Origin of the sequence: Quatrionicoccus australiensis, assembly GCF_020510525.1 — a bacterium.
Classification (GTDB): domain Bacteria; phylum Pseudomonadota; class Gammaproteobacteria; order Burkholderiales; family Rhodocyclaceae; genus Azonexus; species Azonexus australiensis_B.
In genome coordinates, this window is record NZ_CP075188.1 from 2,502,501 (window position 1) to 2,521,940 (window position 19,440).

General features: G+C 64.0%; 13 protein-coding genes. 4 read left to right on the forward strand and 9 right to left on the reverse strand.

All coding sequences use genetic code 11. From position 1 onward, the window contains the following. Nucleotides 1-48: 48 nt before the first annotated feature. From KI612_RS12105 to smc, 7 genes are read right to left on the reverse strand one after another with little or no spacing between them, the layout of a single operon-like run. Nucleotides 49-804, reverse strand: coding sequence for an S-methyl-5'-thioinosine phosphorylase (locus KI612_RS12105; RefSeq protein ID WP_226440335.1), 756 nt, complete (start codon nucleotides 802-804; stop codon nucleotides 49-51). 1 nt (nucleotide 805) lies between these two features. Beyond that, nucleotides 806-1,507, reverse strand: coding sequence for a class I SAM-dependent methyltransferase (locus tag KI612_RS12110; RefSeq protein ID WP_226440336.1), 702 nt, complete (start codon nucleotides 1,505-1,507; stop codon nucleotides 806-808). Further along, nucleotides 1,507-2,052: a hypoxanthine-guanine phosphoribosyltransferase gene (locus tag KI612_RS12115; RefSeq protein WP_226440337.1), complete on the reverse strand. Its 546-nt coding sequence runs from the start codon at nucleotides 2,050-2,052 to the stop codon at nucleotides 1,507-1,509. Before KI612_RS12115 ends, KI612_RS12110 begins: the two co-directional genes overlap by 1 nt. Further along, complete coding sequence (galU, locus tag KI612_RS12120; RefSeq protein ID WP_226440338.1) at nucleotides 2,053-2,922, reverse strand: UTP--glucose-1-phosphate uridylyltransferase GalU; 870 nt, start codon at nucleotides 2,920-2,922, stop codon at nucleotides 2,053-2,055. Continuing rightward, nucleotides 2,922-5,288, reverse strand: a complete 2,367-nt coding sequence (gene ligA, locus KI612_RS12125) for an NAD-dependent DNA ligase LigA (RefSeq protein ID WP_226440339.1) — start codon at nucleotides 5,286-5,288, stop codon at nucleotides 2,922-2,924. Before ligA ends, galU begins: the two co-directional genes overlap by 1 nt. Then, nucleotides 5,288-6,592 (reverse strand): cell division protein ZipA C-terminal FtsZ-binding domain-containing protein, encoded by a 1,305-nt coding sequence (locus KI612_RS12130; protein WP_226440340.1) that lies wholly within the window; start codon nucleotides 6,590-6,592, stop codon nucleotides 5,288-5,290. Before KI612_RS12130 ends, ligA begins: the two co-directional genes overlap by 1 nt. Next, on the reverse strand, nucleotides 6,589-10,098 hold the full coding sequence (gene smc / locus KI612_RS12135) for a chromosome segregation protein SMC (RefSeq protein ID WP_226440341.1): 3,510 nt from the start codon (nucleotides 10,096-10,098) through the stop codon (nucleotides 6,589-6,591). Before smc ends, KI612_RS12130 begins: the two co-directional genes overlap by 4 nt. Before the next feature lie 183 nt (nucleotides 10,099-10,281). Between smc and KI612_RS12140 the strand changes: the two genes are divergently transcribed. Both KI612_RS12140 and KI612_RS12145 read left to right on the forward strand, forming a co-directional pair. Further along, nucleotides 10,282-13,653 (forward strand): hybrid sensor histidine kinase/response regulator, encoded by a 3,372-nt coding sequence (locus KI612_RS12140; protein ID WP_226440342.1) that lies wholly within the window; start codon nucleotides 10,282-10,284, stop codon nucleotides 13,651-13,653. Further along, entirely contained in the window at nucleotides 13,650-14,594 is a 945-nt protein-coding gene (locus tag KI612_RS12145) for a response regulator transcription factor (protein ID WP_226440343.1), read from the forward strand. Before KI612_RS12140 ends, KI612_RS12145 begins: the two co-directional genes overlap by 4 nt. Before the next feature lie 6 nt (nucleotides 14,595-14,600). On the opposite strand, the gene KI612_RS12150 is transcribed toward KI612_RS12145, so the two are convergent. Next, complete coding sequence (locus tag KI612_RS12150) at nucleotides 14,601-14,765, reverse strand: hypothetical protein (protein ID WP_226440344.1); 165 nt, start codon at nucleotides 14,763-14,765, stop codon at nucleotides 14,601-14,603. A 271-nt stretch (nucleotides 14,766-15,036) separates the two neighbouring features. On the opposite strand from KI612_RS12150, the gene urtA reads away from it, so the two are divergent. Continuing rightward, complete coding sequence (gene urtA / locus KI612_RS12155; protein ID WP_226440345.1) at nucleotides 15,037-16,299, forward strand: urea ABC transporter substrate-binding protein; 1,263 nt, start codon at nucleotides 15,037-15,039, stop codon at nucleotides 16,297-16,299. A 263-nt stretch (nucleotides 16,300-16,562) separates the two neighbouring features. Here the strand turns inward: urtA and KI612_RS12160 are convergent, their stop codons facing one another. Beyond that, on the reverse strand, nucleotides 16,563-17,447 hold the full coding sequence (locus tag KI612_RS12160) for a PA3715 family protein (protein ID WP_226440346.1): 885 nt from the start codon (nucleotides 17,445-17,447) through the stop codon (nucleotides 16,563-16,565). A gap of 351 nt (nucleotides 17,448-17,798) precedes the next feature. Between KI612_RS12160 and urtB the strand changes: the two genes are divergently transcribed. Continuing rightward, on the forward strand, nucleotides 17,799-19,376 hold the full coding sequence (gene urtB / locus KI612_RS12165) for an urea ABC transporter permease subunit UrtB (protein ID WP_226440347.1): 1,578 nt from the start codon (nucleotides 17,799-17,801) through the stop codon (nucleotides 19,374-19,376). Nucleotides 19,377-19,440: the final 64 nt, after the last annotated feature.

Genomic DNA, 19,440 nt, shown 5'->3' on the forward strand with positions numbered 1-19,440 from the left:
AAAGGGCGCCGCGGCGCCCTTTTTTGCATTATTTCAGCGGTCGACCGTTCAGCGCTGACAAATATCCTGGCAGCCGACCAGTTTCTCGATCACCGAACGCACCCGGCCCATCGCGCCCTGCAGAACCTCGTCCAGACTTTCGAAACGGATGCCATGTTCGCTGCTGCCGCGCCCGGCGGCGTGGTTGGCGATCACGTTGATGGCGGCGTACGGCAGGCCAAGTTCGCGCGCCAGCACTGCTTCCGGCATGCCGGTCATGCCGACCAGGTCGGCGCCATCGCGCTCCAGGCGATTGATCTCGGCTGCAGTTTCGAGGCGCGGCCCCTGGGTTGCGGCGTAGACGCCACCTGACTTCATCGGAATACCCAGGGCTTCGCCCGCCTCACGAATACGGCCGCACAGTTCGGCATCGTAAGGCTCGGTGAAATCGACATGCGTAACCGGCGTGCCGTTGCCATCAAAGTAGGTCGATTTGCGGCCCCAGGTGTAATCGATGATCTGGTGCGGCAACACGATGTCGCCCGGCTGCAGGTCGCTGCGGATGCCGCCCACCGACGCTACCGAAATGACACCGGTCGCCTTGTGGTGGTGCAGCGCCCACATGTTGGCGCGGTAATTGACCATATGCGGCGGGATGGTGTGACCGTAGCCGTGGCGCGGCAGGAACATCGCCGGCTGGCCGCAGATCTGGCCAAAAACCACCGGCCCGGAGGGTTCACCGTAAGGCGTGCGAACGACCTCGCGGTGCGAGACGTCAAGATTGGACAGGGTCGTCAGACCGCTGCCGCCGATGATTGCCAACATATTATTTTTTCCTTTCGGCCAGCAGCGAAGCCAGCACGGGCACCGCGCTCTTCAGCGAGGGGTGCGATTTGCGCATTCTTTCGATTTCCGGCGAGTTGCCGTCGATCTTGCGATACAGCGCCTGTTTGCGCTCGGCAAGCAGGGGCAGATCGCGCAGGGTCTTGCCGGCGTGGTAACCGACCAGGGTGTCGCGGCCGATGTCCTTGGCCTGCCAGGGAATCACCGTCCGGTCGACGAGGTGGAACGCCTGCACGCCCGGCAGGCTGGCCGCCAGTTCGGCGATGCCGCGGTGGATCTTCTCGCGGTAGGCGACCACCGCCTTGCCGCCATCGCTCGCCGTCGCACCGGTGACCGTGGCCGGCGCGCCCATCAGCCAGCAAACCACCGTATCCGGGGCAAAATCGGCGATTTCCCGACGTTGACCGTCTGACAAGGCCATGACGTCGGCTTCGAGCAGCGTGACATCCTGCCCCGCCACGCGCGCCTGCGTCGCCGCCAGACATTCCGGCAGCGTGTCGATGGCGAGCACGGACAAGCCGCGCGCCGCCAGCGCCTGCGTCGCGAAACCGACGCCGCAGCCGATTTCCAGCACCCGCTTGCCCGGCACCAGCGATGCCATCCATTCGTAGTCGCCGCGCCGCACGTAGTGCTGCCCTTCCGCTTCCCAGTAGCCGAGAAACTCGGCGACGGTGGCGCCACTCATCAGTCTTCTTTCATCGCATAGATGGCCGGCAGGTTGCGCCAGGCGCCATCGACATCCATGCCGTAACCGAAGACGAAACGATCCGGCACCGGCAAGGCGACGAAATCGGCCGCAATCGGCTTGTTCTTGCCGTTCAGCTTGTCGGTAAACACGGCGAGCAGCACTTCGTCGGCGCCAAGCTGCAGCAGGCTGTCCTTGACCGCGGCCAGGGTGACGCCCTCGTCGAGGATGTCATCCACCACCAGCACGGTGCGCCCCTTGACCGAAGTCCACGGCGCCATGCGCCAGGAAATCTTGCCGCCCTGGGTGTCGGCGCCGTAGCGCGTGGCATGCAGGTAATCGAAGTCGAGGGGAAAATCGAGCTTGGGCAGCAGTTGACCGGTAAAGATCACACCGCCGGTCATCACGCAGAGGACCAGCGGATTCTTCTCGGACAACTGGCTGCGGATGCACCCGGCGACCTCGTCGAGCGCCGCCTGGACGGCGGCCTCGGAGTGGATCAGTTCGGCCTCGGCGAGCAGCTTGCGGGCTTTTTGTGCGTCCATTTATTGCCCCAGGGTCTTCAGGTAGGCATCGAAGGCCGGCCCGACTTCATGGTGACGCTGGCCGAAGACGACCGTCGCCTGCAGGTAGCCCAACTTGGAGCCGCAGTCGTAGCGGGTGCCTTCGTAGCGGTAGGCGAGCACCTGCTCTTCGGAGAGCAACGAGGCGATGCCGTCGGTCAGCTGGATCTCGCCGCCGGAACCCGGCTTGATGTTTTCCAGGTGATGGAAGATGCGCGGCGTCAGGATGTAGCGACCGACCACGGCCAGCGTGGACGGCGCGTCTTCCGGCTTCGGCTTCTCGACGATGGCATTGACCTGTTCGAGGCGGTCGGCGACGCGGCGCGCATCGACGATACCGTAGCTCTTGGTATCGGCGCGCGGCACATCCTGCACGCCGAGCACGGAACAGCGGTAGTAATCATAGGTGTCGGTCATCTGCTTCATCACGGCCACTTCACCATCGAGCAGGTCGTCGGCAAGGATGACCGCGAACGGCTCGTCGCCGATCACCGGCTTGGCGCAGAGCACGGCGTGGCCGAGACCGAGCGCTTCGGCCTGGCGGATGTAGATGCAGTTGATGTTCTTCGGAATCATGTTGCGCACGAAGTCGAGCAACTCGTTCTTGCCGCGCGCTTCGAGTTCGCTTTCCAGCTCGTAGGCCTTGTCGAAGTGATCCTCGATCGAGCGCTTGGAACGCCCGGTCACGAAAATCATGTCGGTAATGCCGGCGGCAACGGCTTCTTCAACCGCGAACTGGATCAGCGGCTTGTCGACGATGGGCAGCATTTCCTTCGGGCTGGCCTTGGTCGCCGGCAAAAAACGGGTGCCCATGCCGGCCACGGGAAAGACAGCTTTCCTGACTTTTTTCATTATTCGACTCCCTTTTCGAGCAATAGCAAAAATTCTGTTTCATCGAGCACAGCAACACCCAGTTCCTGCGCCTTTTCCAGCTTGGAGCCGGCTTCTTCGCCGGCCAACACGTAATCCGTCTTCTTCGACACCGAGCCAGCCACCTTGCCGCCGGCGGTTTCGATCATCGCCTTGGCTTCGTCGCGCTTCAGGGTCGGCAGCGTACCGGTCAGCACGAAGGTCTTGCCGAGCAGCGGTGCCGCTGCGACATCCTGCGCGCCGACCGCCGGCAGCGCCGCCAGCAGTTCGTCACGCCGCGTCGCCACAGCAGCCAGCAGACCACGATTGCCGCGCGCCTGCAACCACTCGCCGAGCGCCGTGATGACCTCGCCGGGAATGCCGGCGCCGGACAGCGCCGCCGCATTGATCCCCTGCGTCGCCAGCGTCGCACCGTCGACAACGGCGGCGAGCTGTTTGGCGCGCACCGGCGTCAGGCGCGGCACGCCGAGCACGGCATAGAGTTCGGCCCAGCCCAGGCGTTCGGCCAGACCGGGCCGCGGCGCATGCTCGTCGGCCGGCGCGACGCCGATTTCCGGGCACAACAGCTCGTCGACCGCCTGGACATTGCGTTCTTCGGCAAAGAAATCGGCAATCGCCGCCGCCACCGTGGCGCCGATGTCGGGCAGCACGGCAAGCAAGGGCGCCGGCGCACGCCGCACGCGCTCGACACTGCCCAGCCAGTCGGCCAGGGTCTTGGCCGTGCTTTCGCCGACATGGCGGATGCCCAGCGCGAAAAGCAGGCGGGCCAGACTGGGCCGGCGGCTGGCGGCGATGCCGGCGAGCAGGTTCTCAGCCCAGCGCGTCGGCGTCTGGCCGGCCTTGACCGTTTCCGGCACCGTTCCATCCTTCTCGTCGGCACGCCGCTTCATTTCCAGCAGGTCGTCGAGCTTGAGACGATACAGATCGGCGATGCCATGCACATAATCGAATTCAACCAGGCGCTCGACGTAGCGCTCGCCCAGACCGTCGATATCCAGCATCCGGCGCCCGGCAAAATGCAGGATGGCCTGAATGCGCTGCGCCCGGCAGGAAAAACCGCCGGAACAGCGCGTCACCGCCTCGCCCGGCTCGCGCACGACGTGCGCGCCGCACACCGGGCAGGCGTCGGGCATGACGAAAGGCTGGGCGGTGGCCGGCCGGCGTTCGGCAACGACGCTGACCACCTCGGGAATGACGTCGCCGGCGCGGCGCACCACCACCGTGTCACCGACGTGAACGTCCTTGCGGCGCAGTTCGTCTTCATTGTGCAGCGTCGCGTTGGTCACCGTGACGCCGCCGACGAAGACCGGCGCCAGACGGGCGACCGGGGTCAGTGCGCCGGTACGGCCGACCTGGATGTCGATCGCCTCGACCACGGTCAAGGCCTCTTCGGCCGGGAATTTGTGGGCAATGGCAAAGCGCGGCGCGCGTGAAACAAAGCCGAGCTCCTCCTGCGCCGCCAGCGAATTGACCTTGTAGACCACGCCGTCAATGTCGTAGGGCAGGCTCGGGCGTTGCGCGCCGATCCGGACAAAATAATCGAGCAGGCCGCGACTACCGTGCACGACGTCACGCTCGGCGGCCACCGGAAACCCCCAGGCGGCCAGCCTGTCCATCAATTCGGCATGCGTTGCGGCGTCGACCGCATCGGCGCCCAGACCGACGCCATAGGCGAAGAAGGACAGCGGCCGGCCGGCGGTGATTTTCGAATCGAGCTGGCGCAGGCTGCCGGCGGCGGCATTGCGCGGATTGGCAAACTCCTTGTCGCCGTTCTCGCGCTGGCGTTCGTTGAGTTTGGCGAAATCGGCCTTGAACATCAGCACTTCGCCGCGGACTTCGATCAGCGCCGGCCAGCCTTCGCCTGCCAGACGCAACGGAATGCCGCGCAGGGTGCGCAGATTGGGCGTCACTTCCTCGCCGGTCATCCCGTCGCCGCGCGTGGCGCCGCAGGTGAACACGCCGTTTTCGTAGGTCAGGCTGATCGCCAGGCCATCGAATTTCGGCTCCACGGCATAGTCGACCGTGGCGATGCTGTGCAGGCCGTCGCGCACGCGCTGGTCGAAGGCCTCGACCTCGGCTTCGGCGAAGGCATTGTTGAGCGAGAGCATGGGCACGCCGTGCTGGCGCGGCGGGAATTCCTTGAGCGGCGCCGCCCCCACCCGCTGCGTCGGCGAATCGGCCGTCAGCAGTTCGGGATATTGCTGCTCGAGCCCCTGCAGCTCACGAAACAGCTTGTCGTACTCGGCATCCGGAATGCTCGGATTGTCGTGGACGTAATAAGCCTGGTTATGACGCTCAAGCTCGGCGCGCAGCTCTGCCGCGCGCTGCGTCTCGACCGCACCGGCCATCAGGAGAACAGCCGCAGCGCCTGGGGCGAACCGGCGGGCAGGCCGAAACTGGCCATCGTTGCCTGCGGCTTGCCGATGAATTCGCGCCGGATATGCTCAAGCTGCGAATCGGACAAGGGCTGGCGGTTGTCATCGACCAGCGCGCCCTGCAGCGTATCGGCAAAGCGCTTGGCGAGCTCGGACATCTGCCCGAACACGCGTTCGCCGTGATCGACGCGCGGCACATCGAGCAGGAAGGTCAGGCCATGCGTGCTCAGGCTGCGTACGGTATCGGGCGAGAACTGCGTGCTTTCGAAATTCTGCAGGCTGAACTGGGCGCGGCCGTCGTCATCGTAGCGGGTGAACATGCCATCGACGCCGAGCACCATGCCGGCGGCTTCGGCCAGGGCGCGAATCTTGGTACCCGAGAAGGCACTCGCCCGGCTGACCAGATTGATGCCGATTTCGAGGTCGACCGCAGCACAGAAACGGTCGATCTCGGCCGCCTGATCGAGGACGCGCGAGGACGGCATGTCGACCACGGCCATCAGTTCGTCGGCCAGCGCATGGATGGCATTGACGAAGACGGTCAGGTCGCCTTCGGAAACCGGTCCCATGCGATTGACCAGTTGCAGGCCGACGCGCAGGCGGCGCACCTTCGCCGTACTTTCCGGCGTCAGGCGCTCCCACTCACGGTTGCGTTCGTTGAAGCCGATCCAATGCACCGGCTTGTTGATGCGCTGCAGCACGTCGCGCTGCGAATGCAGGATCTGCTGCACGGCGACCGGCTCGACCATTTCGAGGGCGACCACCAGTTCCAGACGCGGATCGAGCAGTTCGGCCGGTACAGGACTGGCCGGGACTTCCGCCGGCAGTTCTTCCGGCGCGGCAACAACGGGTTCGGCAAGCGGCTTGGCAACCGGTTTCGCAGGCGCCTGGACAAGCGGCGCGGCATGCGGCTGCACGAATTGCGGCGGCGCATCCGGTTCCTCGACGAAAAGCGCCGGTTCCCCGATTTCGATGACTTCGTCCACACCCGGTTCGGTCGGATAGGGGTCACTGTAGGGCACGTCATTGAAAACCGGCTCGACGCGACGGTCGACCGCTGCCGGCTCTTCGATACGGATTTCCGGTTCGCTGCGCAACGGTGCGGCTTCCACCCTGGCGGCCGGCGGCGTGGCGCCGAGCAGAACATCATCGTGCTGCGGCTTGAAGACGGCTTCCGCCAGTTTGCGGTGGCGGTATTCCTGCCACTTGTTATAGGCGAATACGCCAACCACTGCGCTCGCGCCCAGGCCGATCAGTCCCAACTGGAGTTCGGTCATGCATCCCTCATCTTCAAAGCTTCTTCGATATCCACTTCCACCACGCGCGAAACACCGGATTCCTGCATGGTGACGCCGACCAGCTGTTCGGCCATTTCCATCGCGATTTTATTATGGGAAATAAATAAGAACTGCGTATTCGCCGACATTTTCTTCACCATGCCGCAGAAACGCTCGGTATTGGAATCATCGAGCGGCGCATCGACCTCGTCGAGCAGGCAGAACGGCGCCGGGTTCAACTGGAACATCGAGAAAACCAGCGCAATCGCGGTCAGCGCCTTTTCGCCGCCGGAGAGCAGGTGAATGGTCGAATTCTTCTTGCCCGGCGGCTGCGCGATGACCTGCACGCCGGCATCGAGGATTTCCTCGCCGGTCATCACCAGCTCGGCGCGGCCACCGCCGAACAGTTCCGGGAAAAGTTGCCCGAAATGACCGTTGACCGTATCGAAGGTGGTCTGCAGCAAGTCACGCGTCTCGCGGTCGATGCGGCGGATCGCGTTTTCCAGGGTTTCCATCGCTTCGGTCAGGTCGGCCGCCTGCATGTCGAGATAGCCCTTGCGCTCGGTCGCGGTGTCCAGTTCCTGCAAGGCTGCGAGGTTGACCGCGCCGAGTTCGGTAATGGCGTTGCCGAGCCGGGTGATTTCACCCTGCAGGCTGGCCGGCTTGGCGTTGCCCAACTCGGGCAGCAAGGCCGCCTCGTCGGCGCCGGCTTCGAGCAGTTGCAGCGAGAACTGCTCGGTATTGAGTGCCGCCGCCTGTTCCTTGAGCTTGAGCTCGCCAATGCGGACGCGCAGCGGTTCGAGGCCCTGCTCGATCTTCATGCGCTGTTCTTCGAGGCCGCGCAGCGCGTTAGTTGCCGCCTCCAGCGCATCGCGCTTTTCGGCCAGCGCCATTTCGCGCTCCTGGCGCAGTTCGAGCGCGATCTGCAGGTTATCTTCCATGACGTCGGCCGGCGCCGCCTCGACCTGCTCGGCGCATTGCGCCAGGTCCTTGCCGACCCGGTTCAGCTCGCGCTGCGCCGTCGCCTGCTGCGCAAAGACGTCCTGCAGCTTGCCCTGCGCCTCGCGCAGCGAGAACTGCGCTTCGCGCAAGGCGCGGTCGAAATCGGAATTGCGCTCGCGCTCGGCACGCACCGCCCGCTCGCACTCGTCAAGGCGCGACTGGGCGCCCACAACAAGAACGCGGATGCGCGCCAGACCGTCGCGCACTTCGGCGATCTTCTCGTCCGCGGCCATCTCGCGCTCGCGCTCGGCTTCTTCTTCCTCGGCCAGTTCGGCCATCTGTTCCTGCAGGCGTTCGCGCTGCTCGCGGTGGCGCTCGATCGCCTGGCTCAGCTTGACCACCTCGAGCTGCACGGCATGCACACGTTGCTGGCGGTCGGTGACGTACTGGCGGATTTCGCCGATTTCTTCCTGCTTGTCGGCAAATTGCTCGTCGAGCAGTTCGACCTGTTCGCGCCCGGCTTCGGCCTTTTCCGCGAAATCGGCAATACCTTCGGCCAGGCTTTCGATTTCGCGCTGGCGTTCGAGCAAGCCGTGTTCGCCCTTGTCGGGCGCAAAGAAATTCAGGCTGCAACGGGTGATCAGGTCGCCGCCCTGGGTGACCAGCACTTCGCCGGGCCGCAGTTCGCCGCGCCGGGCAAGCGCCACATCGAGCGACTCGGCGGTCAGCACCGGCGCCAGCCAGTCGGCGAGCACGCCGGCCAGCTCCGGGCTGGTGCAGCGCACGCGCTGGCCGAGGTGCGCAGCGGTCGACGCCGTTTCCGGAGGCAAATCCGCCGGCGCCGGCAGCATCACGCTTAGCCGCGCTTCGGGGCGGTCGTGCAGCCATGCGTCGAGCTTGCCGCTGTCGGCGCAGGCAATCGCGTTGAGGCGTTCGCGCAGCACCGCTTCGACCGCCGACTCCCAGCCGGCTTCGACGTGAATCTGCTGCCACAGCGGCACGGCGGCATCGAGACCGTGCCGGCGCAACCACTCGGGCAAGGTGCCGCTGTCGCGCACGCGCGCCTGCATCTGCTCGAGCGCGGCGCGGCGCGCCTGGCCGGCGGCCAGTTCGCGCTCGATGCGCTGCAGTTCCTCGCGCATCTGGCGGCGGCTGGCTTCGAGTTGCGGCAGTTCCTGCTGCAGTTGCTGCAGGTGATCCTGGTCGCCGGCCAGTTCCTCGCGCAGCAGGTCGAGTTCCTCTTCCTTCTCGGCGAGGTCCATGGCATCCGGCGCATTCTGGCCGCCGCCCTCGTCGCGCAGGCGTTCGCGGCGCTGGACAATGCCCTGCAGGGCGCGCTGGGCGTGCGCCTTGTTGGTCAGTTCGACTTCGAGGCGCTGCTCGCCGTTGGCGGTGCGCGTCTTCAGGCGCTGCAGCTCGTCGAGCGCCTGGGCGTGGTCTTCCTCGACCTGCGGCGCGATGTCCATCTGTTCGTTGAGGCGCTCGGCGGCCTCCTCGACCTTGAGGCGGGCGATTTCCTCGGTTTCTTCCCATTTTTGCCGGTCGACCGCCAGCTGCTCGGCAGTTTGCGTCCATTGCGCCAGTTCGCCTTCGAGCTGGACGATGCGCGCTTCGAGCTGGCTGCGCGATTCGCGGCGATGGCGGATTTCGGCTTCAAGTTTGGCGACTTCGGCATTGGCCGCGTACATATCGCTCTGCGCCTGATGCAGCGCGTCGCCAGCAGCGAAATGCGTCTCGCGCATGGCTTCGGCGCGCGCCTCGGTTTCGCGCAGGGCGGCACTTTGCGCTTCGAGATCGGTGGTGGCGCGCTCGACTTCGAGCGACAGGCGCTGGCGTTCGGCCTCGGCCTCGCGCTTTTTCAACAGCCAGAGAATCTGCTGGCGCTGCACCAGCTGTTCATTGAGCGCGTGGTAGCGACGTGCCACTTCGGCCTGGGCGCCAAGGCGCTCAATCTGGTTGCCGAGTTCCTGGCGGATGTCCTCAACCCGCAGCAGGTTTTCGCGCGTGTCCTCGAGACGGCCGTTCGTTTCCTTGCGGCGCTCCTTGTAGCGCGTCACGCCGGCGGCTTCTTCGAGGAAGACGCGCAGATCGTCCGGGCGCGCCTCGATGATGCGGGCGATCATGCCCTGGCCGATGATGGCGTAGGCGCGCGGCCCGAGGCCGGTACCGAGGAAGAGGTCGGTGATGTCCTTGCGGCGGACCTTCTGGTTATTGATGAAGTAGTCCGACTGGCCCTGGCGGGTCAGCGTGCGCTTGACCGAAAGCTCGGAATATTGCGTCCACTGGCCAAGGGCGCGACCGAGCAGATTGTCAAAAATCAGTTCGACCGAGGCGCGCGACACCGGCTTGCGGTTCGACGAGCCGTTGAAGATGACGTCCATCATCGACTCGCCGCGCAGCTCGGAAGCTTTTGACTCGCCCAGCACCCAGCGCACGGCATCCATGATGTTGGATTTGCCGCAGCCATTGGGGCCGACGACGCCGACCAGCTGCCCGGGCAGGGCAACCGCAGTCGGATCGACAAAGGATTTGAAACCGGCGAGTTTGAGTTTGGTCAGTCGCATGAGGCTGTGGCGGAAGCAAATGCCCCTGCCATGACGGGGGCCGTATCATAACATCGACCGATTTGATCGCTGGCACCGCGCTTGCACGAAGCTGGCCGGGCAATGTGCCGCAAAAGGGCCGCGCCCCGCAACAAACTTCCGCCAGGCAAACGACGAGCGGAAAAATCATGTTCTAATTTCTCCATGAATCCCGCTGCCGCCACCCAGAAAGTCATCAAGATCCGCCGCGACTACAACACCTGGGTCGCCAACGAAACGCTTGAGGACTACGCCCTGCGCTTCACGCCGCGCAGTTTCCGCAAGTGGTCGGAAATGCGCGTCGCCAACACCGCTTTCGGCGCCGCTTCCTTCCTGGTGCTCGAAGCGGTCGGCGCGACGATGATGGTGCAGGCCGGCTTCATCAACGCCTTCTGGGCGATTTTCGCGACCGGCCTGATCATTTTCCTGATCGGCCTGCCGATCAGCAGCACCGCCGCCCGCTACGGTCTGGACATGGACCTGCTGACGCGCGGCGCCGGCTTCGGCTACATCGGCTCGACCATCACCTCGCTGATCTACGCCAGCTTCACCTTCATTTTCTTCGCCCTCGAAGCGGCGATCATGGCCTATGCGCTCGAACTCGCCTTCGGCATTCCGCCGGCCTGGGGCTACCTGATCTGCGCCCTGGTCGTCATCCCGCTGGTCACCCACGGCGTCACCGCGATCAGCAAGCTGCAGGCGTGGACGCAGCCGCTCTGGCTGTTCCTGCTCGTGCTGCCCTACGCCTTCCTGTTCATCGAGGAACCGCAAGCCCTGGCCGGGCTGTGGAGTTATGGCGGCGAACACGGCGCACCGCCCGGCTTCGATCCGCACCTGTTCGGCGCGGCGCTCACCGTCGGCATCGCCATGGTCACGCAGATGGGCGAACAGGTCGATTACCTGCGTTTCATGCCGGAAAAGACGCCGGCCAACGCGCGCCGCTGGTGGTTCGGCGTCATCGTCGGCGGTCCGGGCTGGGTCGTGCCCGGCATCCTCAAGATGCTGGGCGGCGCCCTGCTCGCCTGGCTGGCGCTGCGCAATGCGGTGCCGGCGGCCAAGGCGGTCGATCCCAACCAGATGTACCTGATCGGCTTCTCGCACGTCTTCGACAACACGACGCTGGCCATCGCCGCGACAACGCTGTTCGTCGTCGTCTCGCAATTGAAGATCAATGTCACCAACGCCTATGCCGGCTCGCTGGCCTGGTCCAATTTCTTCGCCCGCCTGACCCACAGCCATCCGGGGCGCGTCGTCTGGGTCGTCTTCAATACGCTGATCGCCCTGCTGCTCATGGAACTCAACGTCTTCCAGGCGCTCGGCCAAGTGCTCGGCCTCTATTCCAATATCGCCATTTCGTGGATGGCGGCAGTGGTCGCCGATCTCGTCATCAACAAGCCGCTCGGCCTGTCGCCGCCGGGCATGGAATTCAAGCGCAGCAATCTCTACGACATCAACCCGGTCGGCGTCGGCGCCATGGGCATTGCCTCGCTGCTCTCGATCGCCGCCTTCGTCGGCCTGCTCGGCAGCGAGATCCAGCCCTACGCGTCCTTCGTCGCGCTCGGCACCGCCCTGCTCTGTGCGCCGCTGATCGCCTGGGCGACCGGCGGCCGCTATTACCTGGCGCGCCCGGCCCTGCCGCCAGCGGTCGACGTCCAGAAATGCGTGATTTGCGAACGCGATTACGAGAGCGAGGACATGGCGCACTGCCCGGCCTACCAGGGGCAGATCTGCTCGCTATGCTGCTCGCTCGACGCCCGCTGCCACGATCTGTGCAAACCGCAGGCCAATCTCGCGGCGCAATGGAACGGCGTCCTGCGCCGCCTGCTGCCGGCGGTCGCCCGGCCCTACCTGGAAACCGGCCTCGGCCATTACCTGCTGCTGATGGCCGGCATCGTGCCTATCCTGGCGCTCGTCCTCGGCGTGCTGTACACGCACGAACTGCTCGCGCTCGGGGCCGAACAGACCCTGCTCATCGCCGCGCTGCAGGATACCTTCATCAAGGCCTTCGCCGCCCTGCTCATGCTCTCCGGCGTCGTCGCCTGGTGGATGGTGCTGACCCAGCAGAGCCGGCAGGTCGCACAGGAAGAGTCGAACCGCCAGACGCAATTGCTGATCCAGGAAATCGAGTCGCACCAGCGCACCGACGAAGCCCTGCAGAAGGCCCGCCAGGTCGCCGAGCAGGCCAACCAGGCAAAGAGCCGCTACATCACGGCGATCAGCCACGAACTGCGCACGCCGCTCAACAGCATCCTCGGCTACGCGCAGATTCTCGATGCCGATGAAAACATCCCGCCCAGCCGCAAGCAGGCGGTCAGCGTGATCAGGAAAAGCGGCGACCACCTGCTGTCGGTCATCGAAGGCACGCTGGACATCGCGCGCATCGAGGGCGGCAAGCTGACCCTGGAGGTCAAGCCGCTCGACTTCCCCGACTTCCTGCAGCAGATCGTCGGCATGTTCGAACTGCAGGCGCGCAACAAGGGGCTGTCCTTCGACTACCAGCCGAGCGGCGAGATTCCCGCCATCGTCCGCGCCGACGAAAGACGCCTGCGCCAGATCCTGATCAACGTGCTCGGCAACGCGATCAAGTTCACGGTGCGCGGCGGCGTCGCTTTCAAGGTCGAATGCCGGCGCGAGATGGCGGTGTTCGAAATCCGCGACAGCGGCCCCGGCATCGCCGCCGCCGACCTCGAACGCATCTTCGAACCCTTCGTGCGCGGCAGCAGCGTGCAGGCCGGCGGCAGCGGCGTCGGCCTGACCATCGCCCGCATGCTGACCGACCTGATGGGCGGCGAAATGCAGTTGAGCAGCACGCCCGGCGAGGGCACGCTGTTCCGCATCCGCCTCTTCCTGCCGCAGGTGCATGCCCGCCAGGCAGCGCGCGAGCTGAGCCGGCTCAACCGCATCGGCTATGTCGGCGTGCGCCGGCGTATCCTGGTCGTCGATAACGAAAAGGTCGATCGCGACATGTTGCAAAGCGTGCTCGAACCGCTCGGCTTCATCGTCGAACAGGCGGCCAGCGGTTACGAATGCCTGGCCAGCGTTCCGCGCTTTGCGCCGCACCTGATTTTCATGGATCTCGGCATGCCCGGCATCGACGGCTGGGAAACCATCCGTCGCATCCGCCAGCAAGGCCTCAGCGACGCCCACATCGCCATCCTCTCGGCCAATGCCTTCGACAAGGGCCTGGACAACGATGTCGGCATCGCGCCGCAGGATTTCATCGTCAAGCCGCTGCGCGTCAATGAACTGCTCGACTGGATCGGCCGCCAGTTGCAACTCGAATGGATCACCGCCGACAGTCCGCCACCGGCCGCCGCACCGAGCGAACCGCCACCGCTGATCGCGCCCGACGCCAGCCACCTGGCGGCGCTCGACGAGCTGATCAACCTCGGCTACCTGCGCGGCATGCTCAACAAGCTCGCCGAAATCGAACGACTGGACCCGCAACACGGCGAATTCGTCCGCGTCCTGCGCGATCTGGCGCGCCAGTTCCAGTTCGATGCGATGAAGGAAATTCTCAGGAAAATGCACCCATGACGAAGGTCGACCGTACGCCACCCATCGCCGGCAACATCTCCGACATCGTGCTGATCGTCGATGACGTGCCGGAAAACCTTTCGCTGCTCCACGATGCGCTCGACGACACCGGCTACACCGTGCTCGTCGCCACCAACGGCGAATCGGCGCTGCAGCGCGCCCGCCAGAGCCTGCCCGACGTCATCCTGCTCGACGCGCTGATGCCCGGCATGGACGGCTTCGAGGTGGCGCGCCGGCTGAAGGCCGATTTCTCGACGCAGCACATCCCCATCGTCTTCATGACCGGGCTCACCGAAACCGAACACGTCGTCGCCGCCTTCGCGGCCGGCGGCGCCGATTACGTGACCAAACCGATCCGCCCGCCGGAAGTTTTGGCGCGCATCGCCGCCCACATGCAGAACGCCCGCCAGATGAAGCAGGCGCGCACGGCGCTCGATGCCTTCGGCCAAGCCACGGTGGCGGTGCGCGCCGCCGACAGCCGCATCGTCTGGCAGACGCCGCTGGCCAGGAAGCTGCTCAACGATTATTTCGCCAACCCGGAAGACGTCGCCCCCGAAGAACTCCTGAACTGGATCGCCGGCGCCCACAAGGCACGCCGCGACAACCGCGAACCCGGCCCGCTGTTGTGCGCCAACGGCAGCCGCCGCCTGCTCGCCTCCTTCCACGACCAGACCGGCGACGACGAATGGCTGGTCGTGCTGCGCGAGGAAAACGACGCCTCCGCCATCGAATCGCTGATCGCCGCCTTCCGCCTGACCCAGCGCGAAGCCGAGGTGCTCTACTGGGTCGCCCAGGGCAAGACCAGCAACGACATCGGCGACATCCTCGGCAACAGCCCGCGCACGGTCAACAAGCATTTGGAGCATGTTTTCGAGAAACTCGGCGTCGAAACGCGCACAGCGGCGGCGAATCTGGCGACGAGCAAGATGCGCGGCGGCTGACCCGCCTTACAAGTCGGTTTGCTGCTGACTGGCCTGCAGGCGGGCCAGCGCTTCACGTGCAGGATCGCGTCCCTGCTGCGTCGCGGGAACGGCAACGCAGCGCGGCACGACGACGCGCACGACAGGCGGCAGATGGGGCACGACGGGAATCGGCTGCTGGTTGATGTTCATGATGTCTCGCTCCGCAAATCGCGAATCGAATCGCGCGGTTCGGCGCTTCTTGGCGGCGCCTGGAAAAGAACGCCAGATTACGCCGACCAGGTTACAGATTAACGAAACAACGATGACGGAGTTCTACCAATTATTGATAAGCAAATCCTCCCGACGGGCGTATCCATCCACCTACGCAATCTAACGTATTCCGCCAAAACCGCCCGCTCCTTAATCTGGCGCTGCACTGCAACAACGCAGTAAGACCAGACCCCCAAACCGAGGAGCTTCCATGAGCAACCGTCGCAACTTCATCAAGGCAACCGTACTCTCCGCCGCCCTGGCTTCCATTGGCATGACGGCTCACGCCGCCGACACCATCAAGGTCGGCGTCCTGCATTCCCTGTCCGGCACCATGGCCATTTCCGAGACTGCGCTCAAGGAAACCGTGCTGATGACCATCGACGAAATCAACAAGTCCGGCGGCGTGCTCGGCAAGAAGCTCGAGCCAGTCGTCGTCGACCCGGCCTCCAACTGGCCGCTGTTCGCCGAAAAGGCCCGCCAGCTGCTGACCAAGGACAAGGTCGCCGTCACCTTCGGCTGCTGGACCTCGGTGTCACGCAAGTCGGTGCTGCCGGTTTACAAGGAACTGAACGGCCTGCTCTTCTACCCGGTCCAGTACGAAGGTGAAGAGCTTGAAAAGAACGTCTTCTACACCGGCGCCGCCCCCAACCAGCAAGCCATTCCGGCCGTCGAATACCTGATGTCCAAGGACGGCGGCGAAGCCAAGCGCTTCGTGCTGCTCGGCACCGACTACGTCTATCCGCGCACCACCAACAAGATCCTGCGCGCCTTCCTGAAGTCCAAGGGCGTGGCTGACGCCGACATCATGGAAGACTACACGCCGTTCGGCCACAGCGATTACCAGACCATCATCGCCAAGATCAAGAAGTTCGCCTCCGAAGGCAAGAAGACCGCCGTGGTTTCGACCATCAACGGTGACTCCAACGTGCCTTTCTACAAGGAACTGGGCAACGCCGGCCTGAAGGCCACCGATGTGCCGGTCGTCGCCTTCTCGGTTGGTGAAGAGGAACTGCGCGGCGTCGATACCAAGCCGCTGGTCGGCCACCTGGCTTCGTGGAACTACTTCATGTCGCTGAAGAACCCGGAAAACGACAAGTTCGTGAAGATGTACCGCGACTGGGCCAAGAAGGCCAAGCTGCCGAACGCCGACAAGGTCGTGACGAATGACCCGATGGAAGCCACCTACATCGGCATCCACATGTGGAAGCAGGCCGTCGAGAAGGCCAAGTCCACCGACACCGACAAGGTCATCGCCGCCATGGCCGGCCAGACCTTCAAGGCACCGTCCGGCATCGTTTCCAAGATGGACGAGAAGAACCACCACCTGCACAAGTCGGTATTCATCGGCGAAGTGAAGGCCGATGGCCAGTTCAACGTCGTCTGGAAGACGCCCGGCCCGGTCAAGGCCCAGCCGTGGAGCCCGTTCATCGCCGGCAACGACAAGAAGAAGGACGAGCCGGAAATGAAGTAATCCGGCGCTACTGTCAGTCGCAGAAACGGGGGCCTCGGCCTCCGTTTTACGTTCCGGGGAAAGATTTCTAAAGGCTCTTTAGTGCCCATAGCGGTAGTTGCCAGCCTGCAGAAGCGAACAGTAAGGAACGTGAAGTGACCGGCGACTTACCTCAGGAGGCCGCGCAGCGAGCAGCCTTTGTAAGGCCTCTGTGTCAAACAATAAGTAAGACCTTTGAGAGCTGCTTGCTCAGCCCATGGGATGAATCTCGCGACTTCACCGGTTCAACGCCACTTTTCGCACTTCCGCTTTCGAGCCTCAAGGAGATCACCAATCTCCTGTTCAACACCCTCTCTCCGATACTGCTGCCCATCAAATTTCAGCAGTCCCCCAGACACTATCTCATCCTTTATTTCCGGGAGGTTGTACACGGATGAAGAAAGGGTTGCCCGGATCGCGAGGTCTTGGTAGCCATTGCTTGACGTCGAAGCGACCGACAGCGTTAAGGACGCATCGTGCACCGCACCCTTTGACTCTTCTTGAGAACAGCAGACACATCCTTTGAAGAACTGGCGCTCTGATCGATACATATCAAAGCCGGATAGCACGGGCTGCAGCACAGCCCCCTGTTCCTGAAAAAGCCACAAAGTATCACCTGATGCGCCATCCCACGCACAGCCCGGTCGCACAATATCCATTCGGACGCCGATCGCCCTCACGCCATTTTTTAGGTCATTGCGGGCCGTATCAATAGCAAGGGAGCCATGCCAAAAGGCATTTGTACCCCCATCTTCCTGCAACATTGAAGTGTGCAGCGACAAGAGGCGCCGCTGCGCCTGATCCACTAATGCCACCACAAAGCCGACATCCCTCGCTTCGAACTCCGCAGGGGCCTTGTTCGGTACGAAGAACGTCGCCACGACAACCTGATTCGAATGACCAGGCCTCTCCTTGCAGACCAGAGCCAACTCGGTCCACTCATGCTGGCTCTTGCGATTCAGTCCTTCAAAGGTAATTTTCTGATGATCGCCGAATACGTCGGCAAGAAGTTCCCGGTCACATCTTGTTTGATCCCCACTCTGAGACCATACCAGTGAACTAGAAGCCAGCAGGATGGGCAACAGCAGGATTTTCTTGAGCATTGTGTGGGGCAGGTTCAGAAGCAGCATTAATTAGTCATATCCATTGTTCGGATGACTCCAAGGCGAATGTACGGGATTTTTGACGCATGGTAGGTCTGATGTTTATTCAGACCCAGAAGCATCCGCATTATTGCAACAATACGGACACGATTGGATCGCAGGTAAGATTTTCAATGACATGGAGATTGTCCAATGCCGATCTCCTTATCACTTAGCAATCATACGGACAGAGCCAAGGTCCGCTATGCGGAGCGAACTTGATGGACCGCTCATGACCGACTTGAGCCATCCTCCCCCCTACGCAATTCGCCGTATTCCTGATCCGCCGTCCCGTCCGTAATCTGTCGCTGCACCGCAACAATTGCGAACGGAACGTTGATGACCAAAATCCTTTTCACTCTCCTGCTCTGCGCCGGCACGCTGCCGGCCTGGGCTGCGCTGGACCCGGCGCAGGTTCGCCAGCTGGCGGCCGAGGACTCCAGCGAAAAAGTCGCCGCCATCCGGCAACTGACCCAGACCGCCGACCCGGACGCCGTGCGCGTCCTCAAGGCCATGGCCGAAGACAGCCTGTTCCTGGCCGGCGACAAGGTCGTCATCATTGAAGGCGACAAGGCGTTCGACGGCGCCACCGGCGAGATGGTCAAAATGCCGGCCAGCCCGGAGTCGCCAACGGTCAACAACCGGATTCGCGGCGAATTGGCCAGCGCGCTGGCCGCGCTCAAGCTGTTCGATGCCGATGCCGGCGTCCGCCTCGCCTCGGCCCAGAAACTGCAAAGCCAGGTGACACCGGAAATGGCGCCGCTGCTGGCGCGGGCGCTGGAGAAGGAAAGCGACGCCGAGATCAAGGCGCTGCTCACCCTGGCCTACGCCCAGGCCAATCTCGCCAACGCCGACCCGGCCGCCCGCCTCGCCGCGGTCAAGGCGCTGGCCGAAACCTCGTCGCCCACCATCAAGAGCGTCCTGCTGCCGCTTACCGAAAAGGCCGGCGAGCCCGACGACAAGGTGCGCTACGAAGCCATCGCCGCGGTCAAGGCCATCGACAGCCGGCTGGCCATCGCCGAGAACGTCGGCCGCGCCTTCTCCGGCCTGTCGCTCGGCAGCATCCTGCTGCTCGGCGCGCTCGGCCTGGCCATCACCTACGGCGTCATGGGCATCATCAACATGGCGCACGGCGAGCTGCTGATGGTCGGCGCCTACGCCACCTACGGCATGCAGACGCTGTTCCGCGCCTACTTTCCGGAAGCCATCGACTGGTACCTGCCGGCCGCCATCCCGGTCGCCTTCTTCGCCGCCGCGCTGGTCGGCGTGATCATGGAACGCACCGTCATCCGCTGGCTCTACGGCCGCACGCTGGAAACCCTGCTCGCCACCTGGGGCCTGTCGCTGGTGCTGATCCAGTCGGCGCGCGTGCTGTTCGGCGCTCAAAACGTCGAAGTGTCGAACCCGAGCTGGATGTCGGGCGGCATCGAAATCATGCCCAACCTGATCCTGCCGTGGAACCGCATCATCATCGTCGGCTTTGCGATGTTCGTCCTCTTCCTCGTCTGGGTGCTGATGAACAAGACGCGCCTCGGCATGTTTGTCCGCGCCGTGACGCAGAACCGCCCGATGGCCGGCTGCGTTGGCGTGCCGACTTCGCGCATCGACACCATGGCCTTCGCGCTCGGCGCCGGCATCGCCGGGCTGGGCGGCGTCGCGCTGTCGCAGATTTCCAATGTCGGTCCGGACATGGGCCAGGGCTACATCGTCGATTCCTTCATGGTCGTCGTTGTCGGCGGTGTCGGGCAACTCGCCGGCGCGGTCTGGGCGGCGCTCGGCCTGGGCATCTTCTCGAAACTGCTCGAAGGCTGGGCCGGGGCGGTCATCGCCAAGATCAGCATCCTCGTCTGCATCATCATCTTCATCCAGAAACGGCCGCAGGGCATCTTCGCCCTCAAGGGTCGCTTCGTCGAGTAAGGCTGAAAACGTCATGAACACGCGCAACACCTCAACCCCCCCCTGCCCCCCCTTGTCAGGGGGG